Annotated in this window: 26 protein-coding genes and 1 other RNA gene; 18 read left to right on the top strand and 9 right to left on the bottom strand. The window is 62.8% G+C overall.

Annotation, left to right across the window (positions count from 1 at the left end):
* Positions 1-54: 54 nt before the first annotated feature.
* Positions 55-504, bottom strand: coding sequence for a dUTP diphosphatase (gene dut, locus IE097_RS10740; protein ID WP_189460580.1), 450 nt, complete (start codon positions 502-504; stop codon positions 55-57).
* Positions 501-1,694 (bottom strand): bifunctional phosphopantothenoylcysteine decarboxylase/phosphopantothenate--cysteine ligase CoaBC, encoded by a 1,194-nt coding sequence (coaBC, locus tag IE097_RS10735; RefSeq protein ID WP_189460578.1) that lies wholly within the window; start codon positions 1,692-1,694, stop codon positions 501-503. The genes dut and coaBC overlap by 4 nt, the downstream gene beginning before the upstream one ends.
* 55 nt (positions 1,695-1,749) lie before the next feature.
* Here coaBC and radC point away from each other — a divergent pair, with 55 nt between their 5' ends.
* From radC to IE097_RS10690, 9 genes are all read left to right on the top strand, one after another.
* The gene (radC, locus tag IE097_RS10730; protein ID WP_189460576.1) at positions 1,750-2,424 is read left to right on the top strand and encodes a RadC family protein; all 675 of its coding nucleotides are present in this window, start codon (positions 1,750-1,752) and stop codon (positions 2,422-2,424) included.
* Between the two features lie 328 nt (positions 2,425-2,752).
* Complete coding sequence (locus IE097_RS10725) at positions 2,753-3,958, top strand: branched-chain amino acid ABC transporter substrate-binding protein (protein ID WP_189460574.1); 1,206 nt, start codon at positions 2,753-2,755, stop codon at positions 3,956-3,958.
* Between the two features lie 141 nt (positions 3,959-4,099).
* Positions 4,100-7,516 carry a bifunctional proline dehydrogenase/L-glutamate gamma-semialdehyde dehydrogenase PutA gene (gene putA / locus IE097_RS10720; RefSeq protein WP_189460573.1) on the top strand — a complete coding sequence of 1,139 codons (3,417 nt, stop codon included), beginning with the start codon at positions 4,100-4,102 and terminating at the stop codon, positions 7,514-7,516.
* A 322-nt stretch (positions 7,517-7,838) separates the two neighbouring features.
* Positions 7,839-8,768, top strand: coding sequence for a branched-chain amino acid ABC transporter permease (locus IE097_RS10715; RefSeq protein ID WP_189460572.1), 930 nt, complete (start codon positions 7,839-7,841; stop codon positions 8,766-8,768).
* Between the two features lie 16 nt (positions 8,769-8,784).
* Positions 8,785-9,879, top strand: a complete 1,095-nt coding sequence (locus IE097_RS10710; RefSeq protein ID WP_189460570.1) for an ABC transporter permease subunit — start codon at positions 8,785-8,787, stop codon at positions 9,877-9,879.
* Positions 9,876-10,646 carry an ABC transporter ATP-binding protein gene (locus tag IE097_RS10705; protein WP_189460568.1) on the top strand — a complete coding sequence of 257 codons (771 nt, stop codon included), beginning with the start codon at positions 9,876-9,878 and terminating at the stop codon, positions 10,644-10,646. Before IE097_RS10710 ends, IE097_RS10705 begins: the two co-directional genes overlap by 4 nt.
* Before the next feature lie 11 nt (positions 10,647-10,657).
* A complete protein-coding gene (locus tag IE097_RS10700) occupies positions 10,658-11,371 on the top strand; it encodes an ABC transporter ATP-binding protein (RefSeq protein ID WP_189460566.1) in 714 nt (237 codons plus the stop codon).
* Between the two features lie 128 nt (positions 11,372-11,499).
* The gene (locus IE097_RS10695; protein WP_189460564.1) at positions 11,500-12,189 is read left to right on the top strand and encodes a YdcF family protein; all 690 of its coding nucleotides are present in this window, start codon (positions 11,500-11,502) and stop codon (positions 12,187-12,189) included.
* A 72-nt stretch (positions 12,190-12,261) separates the two neighbouring features.
* Positions 12,262-12,630: a hypothetical protein gene (locus IE097_RS10690; protein ID WP_189460563.1), complete on the top strand. Its 369-nt coding sequence runs from the start codon at positions 12,262-12,264 to the stop codon at positions 12,628-12,630.
* Between the two features lie 50 nt (positions 12,631-12,680).
* Here IE097_RS10690 and IE097_RS10685 read toward each other — a convergent pair whose 3' ends face one another.
* From IE097_RS10685 to IE097_RS10660, 6 genes are all read right to left on the bottom strand, one after another.
* Complete coding sequence (locus IE097_RS10685; protein ID WP_189460561.1) at positions 12,681-13,454, bottom strand: peptidylprolyl isomerase; 774 nt, start codon at positions 13,452-13,454, stop codon at positions 12,681-12,683.
* 61 nt (positions 13,455-13,515) lie between these two features.
* The gene (locus IE097_RS10680; RefSeq protein WP_189460559.1) at positions 13,516-13,782 is read right to left on the bottom strand and encodes a BolA family protein; all 267 of its coding nucleotides are present in this window, start codon (positions 13,780-13,782) and stop codon (positions 13,516-13,518) included.
* 7 nt (positions 13,783-13,789) lie between these two features.
* The gene (locus IE097_RS10675) at positions 13,790-14,092 is read right to left on the bottom strand and encodes a YciI family protein (protein ID WP_189460557.1); all 303 of its coding nucleotides are present in this window, start codon (positions 14,090-14,092) and stop codon (positions 13,790-13,792) included.
* A gap of 3 nt (positions 14,093-14,095) precedes the next feature.
* Positions 14,096-14,665, bottom strand: a complete 570-nt coding sequence (locus IE097_RS10670) for a septation protein A (protein WP_189460555.1) — start codon at positions 14,663-14,665, stop codon at positions 14,096-14,098.
* 294 nt (positions 14,666-14,959) lie between these two features.
* Positions 14,960-15,057: signal recognition particle sRNA small type (gene ffs, locus IE097_RS10665), an RNA gene on the bottom strand.
* A gap of 13 nt (positions 15,058-15,070) precedes the next feature.
* The gene (locus IE097_RS10660) at positions 15,071-16,078 is read right to left on the bottom strand and encodes an asparaginase (protein WP_189460553.1); all 1,008 of its coding nucleotides are present in this window, start codon (positions 16,076-16,078) and stop codon (positions 15,071-15,073) included.
* Between the two features lie 62 nt (positions 16,079-16,140).
* Here IE097_RS10660 and smpB point away from each other — a divergent pair, with 62 nt between their 5' ends.
* Positions 16,141-16,584, top strand: a complete 444-nt coding sequence (smpB, locus tag IE097_RS10655; RefSeq protein WP_189460551.1) for an SsrA-binding protein SmpB — start codon at positions 16,141-16,143, stop codon at positions 16,582-16,584.
* 80 nt (positions 16,585-16,664) lie between these two features.
* Here the strand turns inward: smpB and plsY are convergent, their stop codons facing one another.
* Entirely contained in the window at positions 16,665-17,270 is a 606-nt protein-coding gene (plsY, locus tag IE097_RS10650) for a glycerol-3-phosphate 1-O-acyltransferase PlsY (protein ID WP_373295743.1), read from the bottom strand.
* 87 nt (positions 17,271-17,357) lie between these two features.
* Here plsY and IE097_RS10645 point away from each other — a divergent pair, with 87 nt between their 5' ends.
* The 8 genes from IE097_RS10645 (at position 17,358) to IE097_RS10610 (ending at position 22,732) form a co-directional block, all read left to right on the top strand.
* On the top strand, positions 17,358-17,714 hold the full coding sequence (locus tag IE097_RS10645; RefSeq protein WP_189460547.1) for a dihydroneopterin aldolase: 357 nt from the start codon (positions 17,358-17,360) through the stop codon (positions 17,712-17,714).
* Between the two features lie 116 nt (positions 17,715-17,830).
* The gene (locus tag IE097_RS10640) at positions 17,831-18,724 is read left to right on the top strand and encodes a Tim44 domain-containing protein (RefSeq protein ID WP_189460545.1); all 894 of its coding nucleotides are present in this window, start codon (positions 17,831-17,833) and stop codon (positions 18,722-18,724) included.
* A gap of 90 nt (positions 18,725-18,814) precedes the next feature.
* A complete protein-coding gene (locus IE097_RS10635; RefSeq protein WP_189460543.1) occupies positions 18,815-19,165 on the top strand; it encodes a hypothetical protein in 351 nt (116 codons plus the stop codon).
* A gap of 36 nt (positions 19,166-19,201) precedes the next feature.
* Complete coding sequence (locus IE097_RS10630; RefSeq protein ID WP_189460541.1) at positions 19,202-19,867, top strand: Crp/Fnr family transcriptional regulator; 666 nt, start codon at positions 19,202-19,204, stop codon at positions 19,865-19,867.
* A 114-nt stretch (positions 19,868-19,981) separates the two neighbouring features.
* Positions 19,982-20,947 (top strand): L-threonylcarbamoyladenylate synthase, encoded by a 966-nt coding sequence (locus tag IE097_RS10625; RefSeq protein ID WP_229797535.1) that lies wholly within the window; start codon positions 19,982-19,984, stop codon positions 20,945-20,947.
* Between the two features lie 116 nt (positions 20,948-21,063).
* Positions 21,064-21,537, top strand: coding sequence for a type IV pilin protein (locus IE097_RS10620; RefSeq protein ID WP_189460537.1), 474 nt, complete (start codon positions 21,064-21,066; stop codon positions 21,535-21,537).
* Positions 21,522-22,046, top strand: a complete 525-nt coding sequence (locus IE097_RS10615; protein WP_189460826.1) for a GspH/FimT family pseudopilin — start codon at positions 21,522-21,524, stop codon at positions 22,044-22,046. The genes IE097_RS10620 and IE097_RS10615 overlap by 16 nt, the downstream gene beginning before the upstream one ends.
* The gene (locus tag IE097_RS10610) at positions 22,040-22,732 is read left to right on the top strand and encodes a PilW family protein (protein ID WP_189460535.1); all 693 of its coding nucleotides are present in this window, start codon (positions 22,040-22,042) and stop codon (positions 22,730-22,732) included. Before IE097_RS10615 ends, IE097_RS10610 begins: the two co-directional genes overlap by 7 nt.
* The last annotated feature ends 4 nt before the right edge of the window (positions 22,733-22,736 follow it).

The following is a 22,736-nucleotide window of genomic DNA, read 5'->3' as shown; positions in this document are numbered from 1 at the left end:
GTCATGAAAAAAGCGGGACAGTCGTCCCGCTTTTTTTCCGTCCCGTTTGCAGCCTCAGTGCTTGCCGGTACTGCCGAAACCGCCTTCACCGCGCTCGCTTTCGGCGAAATCGTCGACGAGATTGAACTCCACCTGCACCACCGGCACGACGACGAGCTGGGCGATCCGCTCCATCGGTTGCACCGTGAAGGCGTGACTGCCGCGATTCCAGACCGAGACGAAAATCTGCCCCTGGTAGTCCGAATCGATCAGGCCGACCAGATTGCCCAGCACGATACCGTGCTTGTGACCGAGCCCCGAGCGCGGCAGGATCATCGCCGCCAGACCGGCGTTTTCGAGATGGATGGCGATGCCGGTCGGCACCAGCGCCGTTGCACCCGGCGCAAGCACCAGCGGTGCATCGAGGCAGGCACGCAGATCCAGTCCGGCAGCGCCCGGCGTGGCATACGCCGGCAGATTGTCCTTGAGGCGGTCATCGAGAATCTTGACGTCGAGCTGGGTCATGCGGGTTTTCCTTGTTTGGCGTAGAGCTTGGCAATATGGCTGACCATCCGGCGTGCCACGTCGAGCTTGGGGCCGCGCGGCAGCCGGTGCTCGCCATCGTCGTCAAGCAGGATGACTTCGTTGTCGTCGGCCCCCATCGCCTGCTGCACCAGATTGGCTGCGAGCAGCGGCAGATGCTTGCGACGACGCTTGGCTTCGGCATATTCGAGCAGGTTTTCCGATTCGGCCGCGAAACCGACGCAGAACGGCGGCTGCTCGCGGCAGGCGATCTTGGCGAGGATGTCGGTATTGGGCGCCAGTTCCAGCGTCAGGATGTGCGCGTCCTTCTTGATCTTGTGCTCGCTCTGGTTGAGCACATAGTAGTCGGCGACCGCCGCAACCGAGATGAAGATGTCGGCGGCGTCGACTTCGGCCTCGACCGCAGTCAGCATCTCCTGCGCCGACCGCACGTCGATGCGGCGCGCATCCAGCGGCGTCGACAGGGCCGTTTCGCCGGCCACCAGCACAACCTCGGCACCGGCTTCGCGCACAGCCTGTGCCAGCGCAAAACCCATCTTGCCGGAGCTGGTATTGGTGATGCCACGAACCGCGTCGATACGCTCGAAGGTCGGTCCGGCCGTCAACAGGACTTTTTTTCCGGCCAGAAGCTTGGGCTGGAATGCCGCCTCGAGCCGCGCCATGATTTCCTCGGGCTCGATCATCCGGCCGAGCCCGACTTCACCACACGCCTGCTCGCCGACAGCCGGCCCGAGAATGGCAACGCCGTCGTCGCGCAGCTGCTGCACATTGCGCTGGTTCGGCGGGTTTTCCCACATCTGCCGGTTCATGGCCGGAACGACAAAGAGCGGACAGTCCCGCGCGGCAATCAGCGTCGACAACAGATCGTCGGCAAAGCCGTGCGCCGTTTTGGCGATCAGGTCGGCCGTCGCGGGCGCCAGCACCAGTGCATCCGCACCGCGGGTCAGCTGGATGTGCGCCATGCCGTTGCTGATCTCGGGCGCCCACATCTGCTGGTAGACGGGCCGGCCGGACAGCGCCTGGAACGTCACCGGCGTGACGAAACGTGCGCCGGCGTCGGTCAGCACCACGTCGACCAGCCAGCCGGCCTTGACCATCAAGCGGGTCAGTTCGGCCGCCTTGTACGCGGCAATCCCGCCCGACACGCCGAGCACGATGCGTTTTTGCTTCATTGCGAGCCCTTGCTTATAACGAGGTTTCCCATCGGAACGAGTTTACCCGAGAAGCATGCCGATCACCGACTGGCCCAGCGCCGAAAGACCACGGGAAAAGTTGCTCAGCCTCGGCGCGGCCGCACTCTCGGAAGCCGAACTGCTGGCGATTTTCCTGCGTGTCGGTCTGCCCGGCAAAAGTGCGGTCGATCTGGCGCGAGACCTGCTGCGCCACTTCGGCTCACTCGCCGCACTGTTTGCCGCACCGCGTCCGGCCTTTGCCGCCGTCCCCGGCATGGGTGATGCCAAATACGCCCAATTGCAGGCCGTACTGGAGATGGCGCGACGCACACTCAAGGAGGAGCTGCACCAGACCAGCGCCCTCGATTCGCCCGAGTCAGTCCGGCGTTATCTCGGCCTGCTGCTGCGCCATCGCGATGTGGAAGTCTTCGTGGTGCTGTTTCTCGACATGGGCCATCGCGTCATGGCCTGCGAAGAGCTGGCGCAGGGCAGCCTGTCGGAAACGCGGGTCTACCCGCGCGAACTCGCCCGCCGGGCCCTCGCCCTCAACGCCGCAGCCGTCATCGTCGCTCACAATCACCCTTCCGGCCGCGCCGACGCCTCGGACGCTGACCGGCTCCTGACCCGGCAACTTGCGCAAACGCTGAGCCTGATCGATGTGCGCCTGCTCGATCACTTCATCGTGGCCGGCCACCAGGTAGCATCGTTTGCCGAGCACGGCTGGATGTAAGCGGCATGCCGCGACGCGAACCGCGCTCCGGACCTGTCGCCCGGATGCGCCGATCCAACACCGCCAAGGCGTCGCGCCGGCAAACGCACCCGACCGCTCATCTGCGCTAAACGTCTGCTTTAATGGACAAAGCAATCGGACCTGACGTCAGTATGGTGTCCGTTTTGCTGTTGCATTTGCTGCACCCGGGAAAACCCGAATTTGACAGCGTTTCCGGCCGCTACCCATGATGATTTCCAGCATCGTCAAGCACTGCTACGTTCGGTTTGCCCGGCAACTGTGCCCGTGCACACCTCGACGCGTCATTCAAAACATTGGGGAAGAGAACATGAGCATCGCACGTTACAGCCTGATCGCCGCCGCCGTGCTGTCGATCACCGCCTGCGGCAAGCAGGAGCCGGCCCAGCCGGCCGCCAGCGAGCCGGCCTCGGCTGCCGCTGCAGCGCCGTCGGGCGGTGGTGATACCGTCAAGATCGGTCATGCTGCACCGCTGACCGGCAACATCGCCCACCTCGGCAAGGACAACGAGTACGGCGTGAAAATGGCGATCGACGAGATCAATGAAGCCGGCGGTGCCGATATCGGCGGCAAAAAGGTCAAGTTCGAGCTGATTTCCGAAGATGATCAGGCCGACCCGAAGACGGCCACCACCGTCGCCCAGCGTTTTGTCGACCAGAAAGTCGTCGGCGTCGTTGGTCACCTGAATTCGGGCACCACGATCCCGGCATCGAAGATCTACTCCGATGCCGGCATTCCGCAAGTGTCGCCGTCGGCCACCGCAGTCGCCTACACTGCGCAGGGCTTCAAGACCACCTTCCGTGTCATGGCCAACGATGCGCAGCAGGGCAAGGTGCTCGGCGAGTATGCCGCGACCAAGCTCGGCGCCAAGAAAGTCGCCATCGTCGACGACCGTACCGCCTACGGTCAGGGTCTGGCGGACGAATTCGAGAAAGCCGCCAAGGCATCGGGCGCCGAAGTCGTGAAGCGCGAGTTCACTACCAACCAGGAAACCGACTTCAACGCGATCCTGACCAGCATCAAGGGTGCCAAACCGGACCTGATCTTCTACGGCGGCATGGATGCACAAGCCGCACCGCTGAAGAAGCAGGCCAAGAAACTGGGCATTGGCGCCAAGGTCATGGGCGGCGACGGTACGCAGACACCGGAGTTCATCAAGCTGTCGGGCAGCGATTCGGAAGGCATGATTTCGTCGAGCCCGGGCATGCCGAAAGAACAGATGCCGGGCGGCCAGGCCTTCCTCGACAAGTTCAAGGCCAAGTTCGGGACCGAAGTCCAGCTGTATGCACCGTACTGCTATGACTCGGTCAAGGTCCTGGTCGAAGCGATGAAGAAAGCAGGCTCGACCGAGCCGGCCAAGTATCTGCCGGAGCTGTCTAAGATCGAGTATCAGGGCGTGACCGGCAATGTCTCGTTCGACGACAAGGGCGACCTGAAGAACGGTCCGATCACCATTTACCAGGTGAAGGGCGGCAAGTGGGAAGTCCTGGAAGTTGCAGGCGGCACGGCCAAGTAAGCATTGCTCTCGCGAAAACGGCGCCCTCGGGCGCCGTTTTCGTTTGGCATCCGCACAACAACCGCACTCCCGAACCGCTGCAGCTGACGCGCCCGGGGCCGTTGCTGACTAAGCTGGTGCAAGCCCCTCTCCAGGATCGCCATGCCAACCGCTGGGCGCACCGCGCCATTCGATCTTGCCCAGACCCACTTTGCCGACGAAACCGTGCTGGTACGCCGTCTGGTGCCGTTGGCACGACTGTCCACCGACGAAAACACCGTCCTGCAGCGCTATGCGCCGCTGATTGCAGAACAGCTGCGCGCCCAGCGACGGCACGACAAGGGCATCGACGCCCTGCTTTCAGGGTTTCCGCTTGACACCCCGGCCGGAAGGTCACTTCTGACGCTCGCTGAAGCCCTGCCGCGCATTCCCGACGACGCGACGGCGGACCGGTTGATCGCCGACTTGCTGCATGCAACGGACTGGAAAGGGATGGCCGCCGATTCGGCGGTGGTCCGGCTGGCGCGCTGGACGCTTGAACACGCCCGTTCGTGGAGTGAACACAATCGGACCGAACCGCTGGTCAGGCTGGGTTTGCGCAAGGCGATTCGTGAACTCGGCCGCCATTTCGTCATTGCCGACCGGATCGACGACGCGCTGGCACGGCGCAACCCGGCCTTTGCCTACTCGTTCGACATGCTCGCCGAAGCCGCGCAAACACAAACCGATGCAGAACAGAACGACGCAGCCTATCGCAACGCACTTCTCGCGCTGGCCGCAGACGGTGCCACGGAAAAGAGCGGCATTTCGGTCAAGCTGTCGGCGCTGCATCCGCGCTACGAACCACGTCAGGCAGGTCGCGTTCGCGAGGAGCTCTGGCCCCGGCTACTTGCCCTGATGCAACTCGCCCGCCAGCACGAAATCCCGGTCACCGTCGATGCAGAAGAAAGCGAGCGCCTGACCTTGGCGCTGCAGCTGTTCGAACATTTGCTCGCCGAGCCCACCCTGGCAGGCTGGTGCGGCCTGGGCATCGCAGTGCAGGCGTATCAGAAACGTGCACTGGCGCAAACCGACTGGCTGATCGACGCGGCGCGCTCGCATCAGCGCCGCATTACCATCCGTTTGGTCAAGGGCGCTTACTGGGACAGCGAGATCCGCCAAACGCAGCGTGAAGGCTGGCGGGACTATCCGGTCTTTACGCGCAAATCGCACACCGACACCTGCTACCTTGCCTGCGCACGCCGGATGCTGGACGCCGATGATGTGATTCAGTCCCAGTTCGCGACCCACAATGTCTATACCGCACTCGCGGTACATGCGATGGCTGCCGGCCGAAATTTCGAGTTCCAGTGCCTGTATGGTCTCGGCGAAGCACTGTATAGCCTCCTGCCCGGACATGGACTGTCGCAACGCTGCCGCATCTATGCGCCGGTCGGCAATGACACGGCATTGCAGCCTTATCTGATCCGAAGGCTGCTGGAAAACGGCGCCAACAGCGCATTCGTTCAACAACAGCTGGCCGATGACGACGTCCATCCCCGCGTAGCCGATCCGGTTGCCGACGCGCAAGCGCATCCTGACGCCGGACTGCCTCCCCCTCTCGGCCGTGCCGATGCCGGCCCGGTTGCACCGGGCGTCTGCTGGGGCAACGAGGTTGAGGTCGTACAACAGGCACAGGCGCTCGCGACTGGCGACGAGTGCACGGTGACGTCCACGCATCCGGCCGGCAATGCCACACGCAGCGGCCGGCCGGTCTTTGCCCCCGCGCGGCCGGATATCTGTCTTGGGCATATCATCGAAGCAAGTGATGCCGACATCGATGTCGCACTCGCCCGGGCAGCTGCAATTGCGCCGATCTGGGGCAAGGAAGCGGCCAGCGAACGGGCGGTACGGCTTGAAACGTTTGCCGATGCGTTGCTCGAATGCCGAGTGCAGCTCCTGAGCCTGCTCGTCCGCGAGGCCGGCATGCCACTGGCCGACGCCGTTGACGAATGGCGGGCAGCTGCCACGTTCTGCCTCCAGCACGCCGGACAGGCGGAAACGGCAACGCCGCTCGGCCCGATTGCCGTGCTCGGCCCGTCGTCCTCCCCCTTGGCGGGTCTTGTCGCCCAGGCCTCGGCCGCGCTGGCGGCGGGCAACCCCGTACTGCTCAAACCGGCTGCGGCCACGACGCTGATCGCGGCCGCCGTCGTCACGGCGGCGCACGCAAGTGGCCTGGATCGCGACGTGCTGCAGCTTCTGCCTGGCGATGCCACCGTCGGCGCCCGCCTCGTGGCGGATCCGCGAATCGCCGCTGTCGTGCTCTCCGGCACGGCAGCCACCGCACACGCGGTTCACCGCGCACTGGCCCGTCAGCAGCAGCTGAAACGGCTGATCGCACACTCGGCAGGTCTCAATGCGCTGATCGCGGATACCTCGACGCAAGCCGAACAGCTGGTCCGCGACACCCTGAACGGCGCGTTCAGTCATGCCGGTCAACGCGGTACGGCATTGCGATTGCTCTGCCTGCCGCAAGCCACCGCCCCGGTACTGATCCCGCGGCTGCATGCAGCAATGGCAGAACTCCGGCTCGGGGACCCCGCCTCGATCTGCACCGACATCGGGCCACTGATTTCCATCAACGCGGCCGAACGGCTGCAAGCCGCGAAGGCCGCGCTGCACCGCGCCGGCTATCCCGATGTCGAGCACGGCATTGTCGATGATTTCCTTCCCCCTACGCTGGCCGCACCGACACTCATCGAAATCGACCGGCCGGATGCGCTTCACCCCGGACTCTCCGGCCCGGTACTGGCCGTGCTGCGTTACGCGCCGGCGCAGTTGCCGGCCCTGCTGGCCGCCCTCGATACATGCATTAATGGCGGCAGCCTGACCATCCACAGCCGATGTCCGGGTTTCATCGCCAGCGTAACGGCACGAGTCCGTGCCGATACGGTCTACGTCAATCGTCCGCCCGCAGGCGCCGACGTCGGTATGGCACTGCGACCGGCCTTCCTGACCAGGGAAGGAAATACACACCAGCCCGGGGTCGTTGATCCGCTCATTGGACAGTTGGCCGACACCCTGCGCGAACTCGCCCGACATGAAAACACCGGCGACGAAAATGCGCTGCTGGCGTTGATCGACGAGATTGCATCGCGCTCGCCGATCGGCCGGACGCAGCCGCTTCCGTCACCCACCGGTGAGCGACGTACACGGCACTACCGATCCCGCGGGCTGATCGCCTGCCTCGGGCAGGAGCTCACAAGCCTGCGGCAACAGTTGATCACGGTCGTGCTCACCGGCAACACCGCCGTGCTGCCTGGCCACGAAGCGATGAACCAATGGCAGACCAGGCTGGCGGAACATTGCCGTCTGGTTCCCGATCCGCTGGCACTGCCAATCGCCGCCTGCCTGTGCGCGACACCGCCAACTGTTGCATTCAAACAGCATCTGGCCCAGCGCGGTAACGCCATCGTCGACATCGTTCTGCCGATGCCGGACGGGCGCTACCCGCTTCACCGGCTTGTCAGCGAAACGGCAGTTTGGGAAAACACGGCAACCTGCGGCGGAGACGCGGATTTGCTGGATGACGACACCTGAAACACCCGTTTCAACCGACGCCTGAGGCAGTCACTGACACCACCGTAAGCCGCCTCACTCCTACCATGCCAACCGTACTAGCCCGCCACTTCGCAAGTAAGGGAAAGCAGCAGGTGTTGAGGGCTTGACGCACGCATGTAAGTTTTCAACACCAACTGCTACGGTAATAATCACGTAGAACTGCACCGTCCCGCTTCGCCGGCCACAAGCCGTCCCCGGAGGGTGAGCACCGCGTCCCACCGGATTCGGCCGGGCAAGGCGTCACGCGCCAGCCCCGACCAGGCAACAACCGCAAAGCAATCAGCGCTACGAGGACACTACGGTGGACATTTTCCTGCAACAACTCATCAATGGCCTGGTGGTCGGCAGCATCTATGCGCTGATCGCACTGGGCTACACCATGGTGTACGGCATCATGCAGCTGATCAATTTCGCCCATGGCGAAATCGTCATGATCGGCGCAATGGTCACCATTACCTGCATCAACCTGCTGATCGGTGCCGGTGTCAATCTGCCCGGCCCCCTGCTGCTTCTGGCGGGGCTGCTGATGGCCATCCCTGTTTCGATGCTGCTCGGCTATACGATCGAACGCGTCGCCTACCGCCCCTTGCGGCGGGCGCCACGCCTGGCACCGCTGATTACGGCCATCGGCGTCTCGATCGTGCTGCAGCAGGCCGCGATGCTGATCTGGGGCCGCAACTACCGCCCCTTTCCGCAAATCCTGCCGACCACGGTGCACGACTTCTTCGGCGCCGCGATCACCGACCTGCAGATCGCCATCGTGATCCTGTCACTGGTGCTGATGGGCGGGCTGTTCTGGCTGATCGAGCGCACCAAGCTCGGCCGCGCCATGCGTGCCACGGCGCAGAACCCGGACGTGGCCGGCCTGATGGGCGTGAACATCAATACGGTGATTTCGATGACCTTCATCATCGGCTCGTCGCTGGGTGCCGTGGCCGGCGTGATGGTCGCAGCCAACTACGACCAGGCGCACGCCTACATGGGCTTCATGATCGGCCTGAAGGCATTCACCGCCGCAGTGCTGGGCGGCATCGGCAACATCGGCGGTGCGGTCGTCGGCGGTCTGCTGCTGGGCATCATCGAAAGCCTCGGTTCCGGCTATCTGGGCGACCTCACCGGCGGCTTCCTCGGCAGCCACTACAAGGACATCTTTGCCTTCGTCGTGCTGATCGGTGTCCTGGTTTTCCGCCCGTCCGGCCTGCTGGGCGAACGCGTCGCAGAACGCGCCTGATCCGCGGAGAGAGAACATGCAATCGAAAAAACAGATCATCACCTTTGCGGCACTTGCCGTCGTGCTGGCGATCCTGCCGTGGGCAATCACCGGCGGATTCGAGAACGGCAAGTCGTGGCTGCGCGCCGTCGACTTCGCGCTGCTCTACATCATGCTGGCGCTCGGTCTCAACATCGTCGTCGGCTTTGCCGGCCTGCTCGATCTCGGCTACATCGCCTTCTATGCCGTCGGTGCATATTCGTTCGCACTGCTGAACTCGCCGCATCTGGCTGCGGTGCTGCCGGCCTGGCTGATGCATCCGCCGCTGCTGGTCATGCTGCTGATCGCCGCCTGCGTTGCCGGGGTGTTCGGCGTGCTGCTCGGCACGCCGACGCTGAAGTTGCGCGGCGACTATCTGGCGATCGTGACGCTCGGCTTCGGCGAGATCATCCGCATCTTCCTGAACAACCTCGACCGGCCGGTCAACATCACCAACGGCCCGCAAGGCATCAACAACATCAGCAAGGTCAACATTGCAGGCTACGACCTGGGCCGTCCGATCGAATGGTTCGGCCTGAAGTTCGATACCGTTCACCTGTACTACTACCTGATCCTGGCGTTCTGCTGCCTGATCATTTTCGTCACCCTGCGCCTGCAGCGCTCCCGCATCGGTCGCGCGTGGGTCGCGATCCGTGAAGACGAAATCGCCGCCAACGCCATGGGCATCAACACGCGCAACGTCAAGCTACTGGCGTTCGCGATGGGTGCATCGTTCGGCGGGGTGTCCGGCGCGCTGTTCGCCAGTTTCCAGGGATTCGTTTCGCCCGAATCGTTCGTGCTGATGGAGTCGATCATGGTGCTGTGCATGGTCGTACTCGGCGGCATGGGCCACATTCCCGGCGTCATTCTTGGTGCGATCCTGGTCTCGATCACGCCCGAAGTGCTGCGCGACGTCATCAACCCGCTGCAATCGGCGGTATTCGGCGAGCGGCTGTTCGATCCGGAAAACCTGCGCATGCTGATCTTCGGCCTCGCCATGATCATCATCATGCTGCTGCGCCCTGAAGGACTGTGGCCGTCCAAGCGTCGTGCACGCGAATTCCACGAGCACGAAGAGGAGGCCAAGGCATGAGCACCCCGCTGCTGAAAATCGAAGGCATCCACAAGCGCTTTGGCGGCCTGCACGCACTGAACGACGTTGCCCTGTCGATCAACGCCGGGGAAATCTACGGCCTGATCGGCCCGAACGGCGCAGGCAAGACCACGCTCTTCAACGTTCTCACCGGCCTGTACCAGCCCGACGAAGGCAGTTTCACCTTTAACGGCAAGGACCTGTTCCGGCAAAAACCGTATGTGGTGGTCGAGTCGGGCATCGCCCGTACCTTCCAGAACATTCGCCTGTTCGCCAACATGACCGCGCTCGAGAACGTCATGGTCGGCCAGCATGTCCGCACCTCGGCCAGCGTCTTCGGTGCCGTCTTCCGGGGGCCGAAGGCCAAGGCCGAAGAAGCTGCGATCGCCGCCCGGGCGCAGGAGCTGCTCGACTACGTCGGTATCGGCAAGCGCAAGGACGAGCTGGCGCGCAACCTCAGCTATGGTGACCAGCGCCGGCTGGAAATTGCCCGCGCACTGGCCACCAGCCCCACGCTGCTGGCGCTCGACGAACCGGCCGCGGGGATGAACCCGAAGGAAACCGACCAGCTCAAGGCGCTGATGGAAAAGATCCGTGCTGACGGCGTCACCATCCTGCTGATCGAACACGACGTGAAGCTGATGATGGGTCTGTGCGACCGGATTGCCGTGCTCGACTACGGCAAGAAGATCGCCGAAGGCATCCCCGAACAAGTGAAGAACGACCCGCGCGTGATCGAGGCCTACCTCGGCGTCGCGCCGGAATAAGCGAGCCCATCATGAACCCGCTCCTCGACATCAAGGACCTCAAGGTCGCCTACGGCGGTATCCATGCCGTCAAGGGTATCGATCTCAACATCAACAAGGGTGAACTCGTCGCCCTGATCGGCGCCAATGGCGCCGGCAAGAGCACCACGCTGAAAACGCTGGTCGGCATGGTCAAGCCCGCTGGCGGCGAAATTCTATTTGACGGCAAACCGACCGCCAGGCTCGCGCCCTACGACTACGTGGGCAAGGGTCTGGTGCTGGTACCCGAAGGCCGCGGCATCTTCGGCCGGCTCACGGTGGAAGAAAACCTCCAGATGGGCGCCTATGTGCGCAACGACAAAGCCGACATCGCCAACGACATCGACCGCGTATTCAGCCTGTTCCCGCGCCTGAAGGAACGCCGTTCGCAGCTGGCGGGCACGCTCTCGGGCGGCGAACAGCAGATGGTCGCAATCGGCCGGGCCATGATGAGCCGACCCAAGCTGTTGCTGCTCGACGAACCGTCGATGGGCCTGGCCCCCATCATCGTGCAGAAGATCTTCGAGATCATCCGCATGATCGCCGCCGAGGGCGTGACGATGCTGCTGGTCGAACAGAATGCCAAACTGGCGCTGCAGACCGCCGACCGTGGCTACGTGATGGAGTCGGGCCGGATCACCCTCGCCGACAGTGCGGCCAACCTGCTGGCCAACGAGAAAATCCAGCAGGCCTATCTGGGCGAGTAAACTGGCTGCCATCATCCTGCACGTCACGGGCCGCAAATGCGGCCCGTTTTCATGAGTCTCCGATGCCAGCCTCCGCCTTTTTTGCCAAAGCCGCTGTGTCAACGCTGCTGCTTCCGCCCACGAACGGGTTGCTTCTGATTCTCGCCGGGGCCTACTGGCTTCGCCGCCGGCCCTGGCCAGGGCGCATCCTGATCGGCACTGGTGCGGCACTGATCTATGCGCTGTCGATGCCACTGGTGGCAAACGCACTGATGGGTACCGTCGAACCGGCGCCACTGGCCGACGCCGCATTGGCCGACTCCGATGCCATCGTCTGCCTCGGCGGCGGCAAACGCTTCGGCGCCTACGACGAACCCGGCGGGGAAGCCATCAACAACGCCACGCTGGTGCGCCTGCGCTATTGCGCCCGCCTGGCCCGGAAGAGTGGCTTGCCGGTGCTGGTCTCCGGTGGCGCACCGCTGGGCGGCGTTGCCGAAGCGCGATTGATGGCCGCCAGCCTGCACGACGATTTCGGCGTGACGGCGCGCTGGGTCGAAGCCGCATCGGACGACACCCGCGACAACGCGACGCTCAGTGCCCGCATCCTGCTCCCTCGGCATCGACGCATCACGCTCGTCAGCCAGGCCTGGCACCTGCCGCGTGCCACCCAGGCTTATCGTGACGCAGGCTTCACGGTTCATCCGGCCGGCACCGACTACGCCAACCGCGAACCGTTCAGTTTGCTGTCTCTGTTACCCAGAAGCAGCGCGCTTCATGCCAGCAGCGTGGCACTGCGCGAGATCACGGGGCAGGTTTGGTACAACATCAGGCGCAGCTGAACGGTTTTCGCCGTTTCCCGGCATACAATCTCGCTCAACCCTGAGCAACAGGGACCAGGAGAGGAGACAAGAATGATCAAACCGTTATCGGCGCTGGCCATTGTGGCGCTGCTGGCCGGCTGCGAACCGGCACCAGTCGCGCCGAAAGTGGCCAGTACCCCGGTCGCCGTCGCACCACAGGCGGCCGTGGGTGTCAGCGAAGAACGTGCGCACAATCCCTTGCTGAACGTGCCGCCCGATGTCTTCATGGGCGTCATCGGCGAATGCGGCAACAAACTGTTCGGCAGCAAGCCGGATGCAGGCGCAGCCAAGGGGTGTCTGGCGTCGATCCGCGAGGCGGCCAGAAAGGCCGGCCTTGGCGAAGTCAGCGACATCCAGTTGGCCGATCCGTACATCGCCGAGCGCTGGCGCGGTGAAATGGCCCGACAGTCGCAGCACTGAAAATAAAAAACCCCGCGTGATGCGGGGTTTTTTGTACCAGCCTGGTCGTGTTACTGAACCTTGGCCTTCGAGACGAGATCCTCGACGTACTTCTGTACCTTCTGGCCCTGCATTTCGCGTTGCAGTTCCGGCTTCACTTCGTCGAAGCTCGGGCCCTTGGCATCGCGGGAGTCATCCAGCTTGATGATGTGGTAGCCGAACTGGGTCTTCACCGGAGTCTGGGTGATCTGGCCCTTGGCGAGCTTGGTCATCGCGCCCGAGAACTCCGGCACGAAGTTGTTCGGATTGGCCCAGCCCAGATCGCCACCGTTGGTTGCGCTGCCCTTGTCGAGCGAGTTCTTCTTCGCCAGATCGGCAAAGTTCGCGCCCTTCTTCAGCTGGGCAATGATCGCGTTTGCCTGCGCCTCATCCTTCACCAGGATGTGGCGGGCGTGGTATTCCTTGCCGCTGAAGTTGGCCTTGATCTTGTCGTACTCTTTCTTGAGTTCGGCGTCGGAGATCGGGTTGGCCTTGACGTAGTCACGCACCAGCGCGCCGACCAGCACTTGCTGGCGCATCATGTCCAGTTGAGCCTGCACGTCCGCGTTCTTGTCGTAGCCCTTCTTCTGCGCTTCCTGATACAGCGCTTCGTTGCGGATCAGGTCTTCCTTGATCTTGGCACGCAGTTCCGGCGAGTCCTTCTGGCCGCGCTCGGTCACTTGCTTGACGAAGAGGTCCATGCGGCTGTCGGGAATGGCCACGCCATTGACGGTGGCAACGTTGCCGGCGAAGGCAACACTCACGGCCAGGCCGAGCGACAGTGCAATCAGTTTGGGTTGGCGCATCGAAAACATCCTTTGTGATGGTTCGTGGTGATGAGTTGGTGATGGTTCGTATTGCTTTTATTCAAAGCTCATCCGGCGTCAGCGCTTTCAGGCTGAGCGCGTGGATTCGGTGCGGCATCAGATCGGCCAGCAGCGCATACACCTTGCGGTGGCGCGCCAGCGCGTTGAGCCCGGCAAACGCGTCGGAAACGATCAGCACGTCAAAGTGCCCACCGCCCGCTGCGGCGCCAGCGTGGCCGGCATGTGCAGCGCTGTCGTCGTGCACGTCCAGCGCCTCGGGCGCCAGCACGACCAGACGGCTGCGGATTTCGTCTGCAAGCGTTGTCATGAGTTCGTCAGGGTAACACGTGCTTGAAAGGCTTGACGACGACCGACGCGTAGACACCGGCTGTGCGGTATGGATCGGCATCGGCCCAGCTCCGGGCGGCCTCAAGTGACTCGAACTCGGCCACGATCAGGCTGCCGGAAAAGCCGGCCGGGCCCGGATCCGTGGCGTCAATGGCCGGAAACGGGCCGGCCAGAACGAGCCGGCCTTCGTTCTTCAGCGCCTCCAGTCGTGCCAGATGCGCCGGACGTGCGGCCAGCCGATCGGCAAGGCTGTCCGCCCGATCGGTTGCGATGATCGCGTAGAGTGCCATGGATTATTCCTTGCCCTGCTTCGAAGCGCTGTCTTCGAGTGCCGACTCGTCAAGGTAACGGCTCAGCACCAGTCCCTGACCGAGCACGAACAGCAGCGTCAGGCCCAGCGTCCCGAAAAGCTTGAACTTGACCCAGATCTCTTCGCTGAAATGGAAGGCAATGGCCAGATTCAGCGCCCCCATCGCCACAAAGAACAGCGCCCAAGCCAGATTGACCTTGTCCCAGACCGGTGCAGGCAATTGCAGCTGCTGGCCCATCAGCTTCTGCATCAGGTTCTGGCCGCGGAACCATTTGGCCCCGAGCAGCAGCACCGCGAATACCCAGTAAAGCGCCGTCGGTTTCCAGAAAATGAAGGTCTTGTCATGCAGCAGCAGCGTTGCCCCGCCCAGCACCGCCACCAGACCGAAGCTCAACCACAGCGTCGGCTCGACCTTGCGCCAGCGGAACCAGGAAAAGGCCACCTGCCCGCCCGTGGTCACGATGGCAACCGCGGTTGCAATGAACAGGTCATGGGTGATCGAGTAGGTACCGAAGAACAGCAGGATCGGGAAGAGATCGAAGAAGAACTTCATTGACGGGCCGTAGCTGCAGAATGCGGCATTATGCAGCGGCGTCCATGACGAAAACAAGCCAAAATCTACCCCGTCGGGCAGGGAACTTCCGGCCGTTGGGCGAAAAAAAAGCGCCGCGGGAAGGCGGCGCTCAAATACCACTGGAGATACACGAAGCATCAGCTTGCGAAACCCATAGTGCGCCATGAGCGCGCCTGCTGCATTGATCGCGGTCAAGTTTGCGTTCGTCATCCAGCCAAAGAACGCGGGCGTAAAAAAACCGGACTGCTAAGCAGTCCGGTTTTTCGAATCTGGGGTGGCGAGCCCGACCCCCGGCACTGGCATCAAAAGCTGTGGCTGCTTCCTTCCGGACCTGACCAGGTTCACCTTCTAGCCATGCGGGGAGACCCGCCATAGAAGACAGGACTATACCACAGCCGGCCGCACCGGGGAATCGGCTTCGCCACGCTCCCCGACACAATCGTCGAGAAACGCCCCGGCTCGTTTCGCGTGCCCGTATCCGAGCACCAGATACAGCTTGGCCAATGCCGCCTCAGGCGTCATTTCGCCCCCGTCGAGCAAGCCACCGCCCGACTGCAGGCTCGCAGCGTACAGGCCAGGCCGCGCCCGTCCGCGTGGACAGATGCTCAGGCTCACGACCGGAATGCGCGCTGCCAGCTCGCCCAGCACCGCGAGCAGTGCCGGATCTGACGGCAGATTGCCGCTGCCGAAGCTTTGCAGCAACAATGCATGCGGCGGCCCCTGCCGCAGCGCGGACGCCAGCCAGCCGGTGGTAAACCCCGGGGCAAGCTGCAGATGCAGCACGCGGACCGCCGTGTCGAACGGCTCGAAATGCAGCGCTTGATCCGTGCGCCGAAAACGTGCCACTTCCAGGTGCCATCTTCCGTCGTCGAAAACACCAAGCGGCGCCTCGTTCGGCGCGGCAAACGCATCGTCGTGATCGCAGTCGACCTTTCGGACCCGGCAACCGCGCCAAAGCCGGCCGGCCATGACGACGCCGACCTCGGCAAAGCCGCACGCGTTGTCCAGCAGCGCAAGCGCCGCCGCAACATTGCAGGGCGCATCACTGTCCGACTCGAACCAGGGCCGCATCGCACCGGTCAGGATCACCGGCTTGTTCAGTCCGCGCAGCAACAAGGCCAGTGCCGATGCCGTCCATGCCAGCGTGTCGGTCCCGTGCAGTACGAGGAAGCCTTCGTAATCATCGGCGCGCTCGGCGATGTCGCCGGCGATGCGATTCCAGTGCGCGGGCCCCATGGCACTGGAGTCGAGCAGGGGGTCGTACTCGAGCAGATCCGACTCCGGCAACAGCTGCTTCAGTCGCCCGGTCAGCGCACCGGGAACCGGTGCCAGGCCCGCCACACCGGGCTGCATGCCGATGGTGCCGCCAGCGTAAATGACCAAAATAGACATGTTGACCTCGTCCCCGGACGGGGGCTGTGGTTAAAATTGCGTTTTGCTTTCGATTTGCAGCCATGACCATTGTCGACAACCGCAAGGCGTTTCACGACTACTTCATCGAAGAGCGCTACGAAGCCGGCCTCGTGCTCGAAGGCTGGGAAGTCAAGTCGATCCGTGCCGGACGGGTGCAGCTGAAGGAATCCTACGTCAGCTACATCAAGGGCGACTTCTGGCTGCTCGGCGCGCATATTTCGCCGCTGTCCACCGCATCGACCCACGTCCTGCCCGATCCGACCCGCATCCGCAAGCTGCTGCTCAAGGCCAGCGAAATCGAGAAACTGTCCGTCAAGGTCGAACGCGCCGGCTACACGGTCGCGGCACTGAACATGCACTTCACCCGGGGCCGCATCAAACTCGAGATCGGTCTTGCCAAGGGCAAGAAGCAGCATGACAAGCGCGAAACCGAAAAAGAGCGCGAATGGCTCCGCGAGAAACAGCGTTTGCTGCGCGCCAAATGAATGTCGTCGGCTCTGGAAAAACGGCCCTCACGCGGGCCGTTTTTCCATGTCACGCCGTCGGTGCGATGCGTGCGTCGGGATCAGCGCGCCTTGTCGCCGATCCGGCTCTCCTTGCCGGACAGCAGGCCACGGATGTTCTGGTGATGCCGCGCGATCAGCAGCACCGCGATGAAGCCCACTGCATACCAGTACACCGGTTGCGGCATCCACCACCAGGCCAGTACCGGTGCAAGCAGCGCAGCCAGCAAGGCCGCCAGCGACGAAATCTTGAACCCCTTGGCGATCACCAGCCAGACGCCGAGCACCACCAGGCCGACACGCCAGTCCAGGGCCAGCAGGATGCCCGCCGCCGTCGCCACGCCCTTCCCGCCCTTGAAGCGGAAGAACACCGGCCACATGTGGCCGAGCGCAACGGCTACCGCTGCCAGCGCGATCGCCGCATCGCCCAGACCCAGTACCGGTGCCGCCAACTGCGCCAACCATACGGCCAGCCAGCCCTTGAGCGCATCGCCTGCCAGCGTCAATGCGGCGGCCTTCCTGTTGCCGCTGCGCAGCACGTTGGTCGCACCAGGATTGCCCGAGCCATAGCTGCGCGGATCGGCCAGCCCCATCACGCGGGAGACGATCACGGCAAACGACAGGGAGCCGATCAGATAAGCAGCAAGGGCAAGCATTAGCGAGGACACGGACAAATCCACTACAATCGCGGGCTTGGCATTGTAAGTCATTGCGGGGCGAGCGCGCCAAATGCCGCATAAGTCCCGCAACAGGATATGGACACCATTTATCTGCACGGCGTTCGCGCCAAAACCGTTATCGGCTGGTACGACTGGGAGCGTGTGGCGCAACAGGACGTCGAGCTGGACCTCGACATCGGCCTGCCATCCAACCGCGCCAGCGCTTCGGACCATCTGGATGACACGATCGATTACGACCTCGTGGTACGCACGTTGCGCGACGAACTCGCGCAGCAGCATTTCCAGCTGCTCGAAGCACTCGCCGAGTTCATTGCGCACGTGCTGCTGGCGCGCTTCGGCGCGCCCTGGACCCGGGTCTCGGTGACCAAACTCGGCATCCTGCAGGATGTTGCGCGCGTCGGCGTGACGATCGAACGCGGCCATCGCAGCTAAATCGCTTCAGCTTTTTTGCCGAAACTGTGCAACGGGATTGAACTTGTCCCGAATCGCCCCCACTAAGAGTGGCAATAGTCACACACCTTAGACAACACCACAGGGGACCACGGTTCATGACAACCCGGCCGATGCGCCAGCACCTTTTGCTGGGCCTGCTTACGATTTCGCTTTTTGCCAGTCCGATCGCCGAAGCCAAACGGATTGGCGGCGGCCGCTCCACCGGCATGCAACGCAGCACCGCCCCCAAACAGGCGCCGCAAGCGCCGATGCAACAGGCGGCACCTGCTCCGGCGCAGACGCCAGCGCAGCAACCCGCGCGTAGCGGCGTCGGCACTGCCCTCGCCGGTGCTGCCGTGGGCGCCGCCGGCGGCTACATGCTCGGCAAGGCGATGAATGCCTCCGGCGCCGCAGAATCCCAAGGCAGCAGCTTCCCGTGGGGCTGGATCCTGCTGCTCGGCGGCCTGACCGTCGCCGGGGTAATGTTCATGCGCCGCCGCGCCCAGGCTGCGCCGGCAGCCTACGCACCGGCCGCCGCCGGTGGTCCGAACTGGCAGACCCAGCCAACCTCGCAACCCGAACGCGTATTCCGCCTCGGCGAAGGCATAAGTGGCAACGCGGCACCGGCGCAAGCGATCACCCGCCTGCCGGATGGCACCGAAAGTGCGGCCTTCCTGCGCCAGGCCCGCGCCAGCTTCCTGCACATGCAGGCGCTGAACAGCCCTGAACAACTGGAAGAACTGCGCAACTATCTGACACCGGAGATGTTCACCTCGCTGCAGGCCGAAATCGGCAGCAACCAGGACCTCGCCGAATTCCCGGAACTGCAGGTCGAGCTGATCGACGCCGGTGAAGATAACGGACAGCTGGTTGCCAGCGCCCGTTTCTACGGCAAGGTCAGCGAATCTCTGGGCGCCCCGGCGGTGCCGTTTGCCGAAGTCTGGCACTTCGTCAAACTCAAACCCAACGATCCGCGCTGGGTACTGGCCGGCATTCAGCAGGGCAACTGAGCCATCGCAGCAAGCGCAATCGGCATATGTCAACGCGAATAAGGGCGAATTGGCTTACAATCAAACCAATCGACCAGACTGCCGTTGACAATGCCCACTTCCCCGCGCACCGCCCTGCTTTTCCTGCTGCTGACCCTTCCGCTTTCGGCCTGTGACCAAGTCACGGGCCTTTTGAATAAGCAGCAGGAAAACGGCAAGGCAATTGGCGCGGCATGCCGGCACAGCGGGCGGGCACTGGAAGATTGTTATCGCCGTAACCCCCGGGTGGCCAAGGCGGATATCTATTCGGGCTGGAAGGAGATGAACGAATACATGCTCGCAAAAAAAATGGATATCGTCCCGGCACCCGCCGATTCGGCCGACCAACCGTCGACCGAGCACGCAAGCAGCGTCGCATCGGCACCACACGATGGCGCCAATGCATCGAACACCAACAATTAAAAAGCCGACCTAACAGGGCTTTAAGGACATCTACTCATGGAACATTCGCTCAAAACATTCTTGGCCCAGCTGCCGATCTTCGAGCAATTTTCGGACAGCGATCTGGAAATCGTCTTCAATGCCGCAGTGAAGCGGCAACTCCCCAAAGGCACCTTCCTGTTCCGTGAAGGCGACCCGGGCGAAGCGATGTACGTTCTGGTCGAAGGACGGACACGCTCGTTCACCAGCGACAACCAGGGCAAGGAGTTCGTCTTCACGATCGGCGAACCCGGCGACGTGTTCGGCGAAATCTCGATGCTCGACGAAGAACCGCGCTCCTGGTCGACTCAGACCGAGGAAGACTCGACCTTCCTGATGTTCACCAAGCAGGACTTCCGTACCGCACTCGACACCTACCCGGCACTGAAGGACAAGCTGATCCTCAACCTCGCGCGGATGATCCGTCAGCTGTCGACGACCATGAAGAACCTTGCACTGCTCGACGTCTACGGCCGGGTACGTGCCCTGTTCGAAACGATGATCGTCGAAATCGACGACGTCACGATGATCTCCGAGCCGCTGACCCAGCAAGCCATCGCCGACCGGGTCGGTTCATCGCGGGAAATGATCGCGCGCATCCTCAAGGAGCTGGTGTTCGGCGGCTACGTCCGGCTCGAGAACAAGCGCATCATCCTGCTGCAGAAATTGCCGGAGCGCTTCTAAGTCCTTGCAAATCCCACAAAGCCGGCGCCCTCGCCGGCTTTGTCGTTTTTGCCGCACCGGCGTCATATCGGCCCATCGCGGTATAATGCACTTTTGAATGCCCGAATGCCCGCCATGAACGAACTGGAGCATGCCGTCGCGCTGCTGCGCCAAGGCGAGCTGGTCGCCATCCCGACCGAAACCGTTTACGGTCTGGCCGCCGATGCCGCCAACCCGGCAGCGGTCGCCAAGATATTCGCACTCAAAGGCCGGCCGAGCGACCACCCGCTCATCGTGCACATCGCCGGCCTGGCCCAGCTCGACGATTGGGCCATCGACATTCCGGCGGAAGCACGCGCGCTGGCCGAAGCCTTCTGGCCGGGCCCGTTGACGCTGATCCTCAAACGCCAGCCCCACGTTCCGGATGCCGTTACCGGCGGTCAGGACACCGTGGGCCTGCGCGCACCATCACACCCGCTGGCGCACGCGCTGCTCGAACGCTTCGGCGGCGGCTTGGCAGCGCCGTCGGCCAACCGGTTCGGCCACGTCAGCCCGACCACCGCCCAGCATGTACGTGATGAATTCGGCGAAGACAGTCCGCTGATCCTCGACGGTGGCGCCAGTCCGGTCGGCGTCGAATCGACCATCGTCAGTCTGGTCGACGACACACCGAAACTGCTTCGCCCCGGCGGCGTGCCCCGCGAGGCGATCGAAGCCCTTCTCGGTCGCAAACTGGAACACCATCAGAACAACAAGACGGCGAAAATCCGCGCGTCCGGCCTGCTCGACTCGCACTACGCGCCGCGCACCCCGCTGCTGCTCGGATCCGCCCCGCGTCTGATGGAAGAGGCCGTACAGCGCCTGGCCTCCGGCGAGCGCGTCCTGTTGCTTCTGCGCACCACGGCAGCCAGCATTCCGCGGGGCGCCGAACTGCAATCGCTCCCGGACGACGCCGCCCATTTCGCGCGGGAGCTGTACGCCCTGCTGCGTCGGCACGACCGCAAGCACGACGTACTGCTGATGGAAACACCACCACAAACGCCAGAGTGGCTTGCCGTCAACGACCGCCTCAAACGCGCCGCAAGCACGCGCCTTGACTGAAGCCGACCGTCGGCCATATGCCGACGCCGGCCGGTAGCTTACAAGTAATCATTGCCCTGTATTGACAAGGGTCTTTATCATGTCCCGATCTCCCGCAGAGGAGATGGGAGGAAGACATGAAAAAGCCTCAAGGGTTTACCCTGATCGAGCTGATGATCGCGATTGCTATCATCGGCATTCTCGCCGCGATTGCACTACCCAACTATCAGGAATATGTACGCAAAGGCAGGCGTGTCGATGCGTTTACATCGCTGTCAAAACTCCAGCATGACATGGAGCGATTCCGGCTTAACTGCCCTTTCTATCCGCAGAATCTGGGCAGCACCAGTAGCTGCGGCACCAACAGCGCGGGTTCGACCTTGGGTGGCTATGCCTCTACCTCGACCTCCGACGGCTATTACGCCCTGTCGCTCAGTAGCAGCTCGGCAAACGGTTACTCCGCCAATGCCACGGCAGTTTCAGGCAAATCGCAAGCATCAGACAAAAAGGCGAACCAATACGACTGCACGACTCTGCGACTAGTCGTCAACGCTGGAGATGCACGCTTCAAGGATCAAGACGGTAGTAGCGAGTCATGCAGAAGCAAGTGAGCCGGGAAATTGGCCTGTCATTGATCGAGCTGATGATCGTGGTTGCGCTACTCGGAATCGTGCTCAGTATTGCCGCACCGAACCTTGCCGGTTTTATCCAGAGCAAAAGACTCGGAAGCGCCGCCGAAAACCTGGCCGGCGACCTGCAGTACGCGCGAAGCGAGGCCATCAAGCGCAATCTGTCCACTTACGTGATTTTCAGGCGCAGCACGAACAACTGGTGCTATGGCGTCTCGACCAGTAACGCTTGCGACTGCTCGACGTCGCCGGCAACCAGTTGCGACCTGAAAACGGTGCAAGGCAGCGATTACCGCAACGTCGCACTCGCCGCCGCCATTACTAATGGAACCAGCGTCAGTTTCGACCGTGTCCGTGGTATGCCCAGCGGCGCACTCAGCGTCGAACTGGGCAACGGCCCCACTCTGCGCACGACCATCAATGCCATCGGCCGCGGGCAGGTCTGCGCGCCTGACAGCAGTCATCCCGTTGCGGGTTACAAGCCATGCTGATCCGGCAGAAAGGGTTCAGCATTCTGGAGATCATGGTTGCCCTGGCCATTGGCATGGTGTTGCTGCTCGGGGTCACCACGTACCTGCTGACGAATCTGCGCACCAGTCGCGACGTTCTGAGCCAAGCCAGACTGAATCAGGACATGCGCACCATCATGGACCTGATGACGCGGGATATCCGCCGGGCCGGCTATTACGGCAGCAGCAGTGACACTGCCAATTTTTCGCAATTGTTCCGCAGCACCACCAGCAACCCTGTTTACAGCGCCTCCGACTTGGACAGCAATGGTGCCTGCATTGTCTATCGCTACGACAGAGACAGTAACGGCGCACTGGGCGCTGACGAAACATTCGGCTTCTGGTATTCGGGAAGTGGCCGGACGCTGTACCTGCGTCAGTCAAGCGCGACGGGGACCACCTGTTCCGGCAGTACCGGTGTCAGCGGCAGCGTCAACTGGCTAGCACTCAATGATTCGACGCAAATCGAAATTACCCGTATCCAGTTCTGCTACGTTGACCCGGCCGCGCCCGACGACATCCCGCCGACAACCTGCAATGCATTTCCGACCGGTGTGGCAACGCAAGCCATCGCGATGATTCTGCAGGCCAGACTGACCGGAAAACCAGATTCGACGCTGACACTGCAACAACGCATCCAGTTACGCAATCAGCCTACCGCTTCGTGACCCC

The organism is Jeongeupia chitinilytica (assembly GCF_014652315.1).
Lineage (GTDB): Bacteria > Pseudomonadota > Gammaproteobacteria > Burkholderiales > Chitinibacteraceae > Jeongeupia > Jeongeupia chitinilytica.
This window is presented reverse-complemented; position numbering and strand designations above follow the sequence as displayed.

What these genes read in the sequence shown, in the direction of transcription:
- dut (WP_189460580.1), bottom strand. Translation starts at nt 504, where the DNA reads ATGACCCAGCTCGACGTCAAGATTCTCGATGACCGCCTCAAGGACAAT.
- coaBC (WP_189460578.1), bottom strand. Translation starts at nt 1,694, where the DNA reads ATGAAGCAAAAACGCATCGTGCTCGGCGTGTCGGGCGGGATTGCCGCG.
- radC (WP_189460576.1), top strand. Translation starts at nt 1,750, where the DNA reads ATGCCGATCACCGACTGGCCCAGCGCCGAAAGACCACGGGAAAAGTTG.
- IE097_RS10725 (WP_189460574.1), top strand. Translation starts at nt 2,753, where the DNA reads ATGAGCATCGCACGTTACAGCCTGATCGCCGCCGCCGTGCTGTCGATC.
- putA (WP_189460573.1), top strand. Translation starts at nt 4,100, where the DNA reads ATGCCAACCGCTGGGCGCACCGCGCCATTCGATCTTGCCCAGACCCAC.
- IE097_RS10710 (WP_189460570.1), top strand. Translation starts at nt 8,785, where the DNA reads ATGCAATCGAAAAAACAGATCATCACCTTTGCGGCACTTGCCGTCGTG.
- IE097_RS10705 (WP_189460568.1), top strand. Translation starts at nt 9,876, where the DNA reads ATGAGCACCCCGCTGCTGAAAATCGAAGGCATCCACAAGCGCTTTGGC.
- IE097_RS10700 (WP_189460566.1), top strand. Translation starts at nt 10,658, where the DNA reads ATGAACCCGCTCCTCGACATCAAGGACCTCAAGGTCGCCTACGGCGGT.
- IE097_RS10690 (WP_189460563.1), top strand. Translation starts at nt 12,262, where the DNA reads ATGATCAAACCGTTATCGGCGCTGGCCATTGTGGCGCTGCTGGCCGGC.
- IE097_RS10685 (WP_189460561.1), bottom strand. Translation starts at nt 13,454, where the DNA reads ATGCGCCAACCCAAACTGATTGCACTGTCGCTCGGCCTGGCCGTGAGT.
- IE097_RS10680 (WP_189460559.1), bottom strand. Translation starts at nt 13,782, where the DNA reads ATGACAACGCTTGCAGACGAAATCCGCAGCCGTCTGGTCGTGCTGGCG.
- IE097_RS10675 (WP_189460557.1), bottom strand. Translation starts at nt 14,092, where the DNA reads ATGGCACTCTACGCGATCATCGCAACCGATCGGGCGGACAGCCTTGCC.
- IE097_RS10670 (WP_189460555.1), bottom strand. Translation starts at nt 14,665, where the DNA reads ATGAAGTTCTTCTTCGATCTCTTCCCGATCCTGCTGTTCTTCGGTACC.
- IE097_RS10660 (WP_189460553.1), bottom strand. Translation starts at nt 16,078, where the DNA reads ATGTCTATTTTGGTCATTTACGCTGGCGGCACCATCGGCATGCAGCCC.
- smpB (WP_189460551.1), top strand. Translation starts at nt 16,141, where the DNA reads ATGACCATTGTCGACAACCGCAAGGCGTTTCACGACTACTTCATCGAA.
- IE097_RS10645 (WP_189460547.1), top strand. Translation starts at nt 17,358, where the DNA reads ATGGACACCATTTATCTGCACGGCGTTCGCGCCAAAACCGTTATCGGC.
- IE097_RS10640 (WP_189460545.1), top strand. Translation starts at nt 17,831, where the DNA reads ATGACAACCCGGCCGATGCGCCAGCACCTTTTGCTGGGCCTGCTTACG.
- IE097_RS10635 (WP_189460543.1), top strand. Translation starts at nt 18,815, where the DNA reads ATGCCCACTTCCCCGCGCACCGCCCTGCTTTTCCTGCTGCTGACCCTT.
- IE097_RS10630 (WP_189460541.1), top strand. Translation starts at nt 19,202, where the DNA reads ATGGAACATTCGCTCAAAACATTCTTGGCCCAGCTGCCGATCTTCGAG.
- IE097_RS10625 (WP_229797535.1), top strand. Translation starts at nt 19,982, where the DNA reads ATGAACGAACTGGAGCATGCCGTCGCGCTGCTGCGCCAAGGCGAGCTG.
- IE097_RS10620 (WP_189460537.1), top strand. Translation starts at nt 21,064, where the DNA reads ATGAAAAAGCCTCAAGGGTTTACCCTGATCGAGCTGATGATCGCGATT.
- IE097_RS10615 (WP_189460826.1), top strand. Translation starts at nt 21,522, where the DNA reads ATGCAGAAGCAAGTGAGCCGGGAAATTGGCCTGTCATTGATCGAGCTG.
- IE097_RS10610 (WP_189460535.1), top strand. Translation starts at nt 22,040, where the DNA reads ATGCTGATCCGGCAGAAAGGGTTCAGCATTCTGGAGATCATGGTTGCC.